Source organism: Streptomyces sp. 13-12-16 (assembly GCF_002114215.1).
In the GTDB taxonomy this organism is placed as follows: domain Bacteria; phylum Actinomycetota; class Actinomycetes; order Streptomycetales; family Streptomycetaceae; genus Streptomyces.
Genome location: NZ_NCTE01000826.1, coordinates 1 through 1,788, shown reverse-complemented (window position 1 = coordinate 1,788; position 1,788 = coordinate 1). Strand labels below are relative to the sequence as shown.

Annotated in this window: 1 protein-coding gene and 1 pseudogene; both read left to right on the top strand. The window is 75.5% G+C overall.

The window, feature by feature from the left end:
* Positions 1-789, top strand: a pseudogene (locus B7767_RS29825) (nickel transporter); the annotation flags it as partial.
* Between the two features lie 9 nt (positions 790-798).
* A partial coding sequence (locus B7767_RS29820) for a serine/threonine-protein kinase (protein ID WP_143652696.1) occupies positions 799-1,788 on the top strand: 990 nt, incomplete at its 3' end.

The window sequence follows — 1,788 nt, the reverse complement described above, 5'->3', positions numbered from 1 at the left end:
CTCGTCGCCCGGCGCGACCTGACCGCGGGTCTCGCCGCGCTCGCGCTGCTGATCGCCGTCGGGCTCGGCGCGATGCACGCGCTCGCCCCCGGCCACGGCAAGACGCTCATGGCCGCGACTGCGGCGGCGCGCGGGGGCAGGGCCCGGCTGCGGGACGTCCTGCCCATGGCCGCCTCGGTCACCGTCACCCACACGCTCGGCGTGGTCGCCCTGGGCCTGCTGGTCACGGCCGGTTCGGCCGCCGCGCCCTCGGTGATCGCCTGGCTGGGCATCGCGAGCGGCGCACTCGTCACCCTGGCCGGCGCGAGCCTCGTACGCCGGGCCCTGCGCCACCGGAACCACACGCACCACCATGACCACGGGTACGGGCACGGGCACGGGCACTCGCATGGACACACGCACACCCACACGCACGGCGGTCGCGCCCACACCCATCCCACCGCCCCCACCCTGCGCGGCACGGTCCTGCTCGGTTTCGCCGGCGGGCTGGTGCCCAGCCCGTCCGCCGTCGTGGTGCTGGTCGGCGCCGCCGCGCTCGGCCAGGCCTGGTTCGGGCTGCTGCTCGTCGTCGCGTACGGCGTCGGGCTGGCCCTGACGCTCACCGCGGCCGGGTACGCGGTCGTGAAGGCGGGCAGCGGTGTGACCAGGCTGCTGGCCCGGCGCCCCCGCTGGACGGCGGCCCCGTGGGCGACGCTCGTGCGCCGGAGTGCGCCCCTGGGATCGGCGTTCGTCGTCGTGGCCCTGGGTGCCGGATTGGTGTTCAGGGGGGCGGCATCCGCACTCGGCTGAGCTACTTTCATGAGGAAAGGGAGAATTCGCCCGGATGCGAATGGGGGCGCCGTGTCCGAAGAACCGGGCAGTGAGCGGGTGGTCGCGGGCCGGTACCGGCTGCTGTCACCGCTGGGTGAGGGCGGCATGGGCACCGTGTGGCGGGCCCGTGACGAGCTGCTGCACCGCGAGGTCGCCGTCAAGGAGGTGCGCGCCCCGGCCGGACTGCCAGCGTCCGACGTGGAGCGGATGTACGCGCGGCTGGAGCGGGAGGCGTGGGCGGCGGCCCGGATCACCGACCGCAACGTGGTGACGGTGTACGACGTGGCCGCCGAGGACGGCCGCCCGTGGATCGTCATGGAGCTGGTGCGCGGTCTGTCGCTGGCCGAGGTGCTGGACGCGGAGGGACCGTTGTCTCCGCAGCGTGCCGCGCACATCGGTGCGGAGGTTCTCGCCGCGCTGCGGGCCGCGCACGGGGCGGGGGTGCTGCACCGGGACGTGAAGCCGGCCAACGTGCTGATCGCGAACGACGGGCGGATCGTGCTGACCGACTTCGGGATCGCCATGGTCGAGGGCAGTTCCGCCCTGACCATGACCGGGGAGGTCGTCGGTTCGCCCGAGTTCCTCGCGCCGGAGCGGGCGCTGGGGCGCACGCCGGGGCCCGAGTCGGACCTGTGGTCGCTCGGCGTGCTGCTGTACGCGGCGGTCGAGGGCCATTCGCCCTTCCGTCAGGACACCCCGCTCAGCACCCTGCGGGCCATCGTCGACGAGGAGCTGCCGCCGCCGCGCCGGGCGGGCCCGCTCGCCCCGGTCGTCGAGGGGCTGTTGCGGAAGGATCCGGCCGAGCGGCTGTCGGCGGAGCGGGCTCAGCAGGACCTGCGGCTCGTCGGGGCGGGGGGTGCTCCCCGCGCGGACACGGCGCGTTCGGTCCCGTACACCCCGACGGTGGCCGCGCTGCCGCAGCCGGGGGCGCACCCGCCCGCTTCCCCGACACCGGTCGCTGGAGTGCCGGCGGCGACC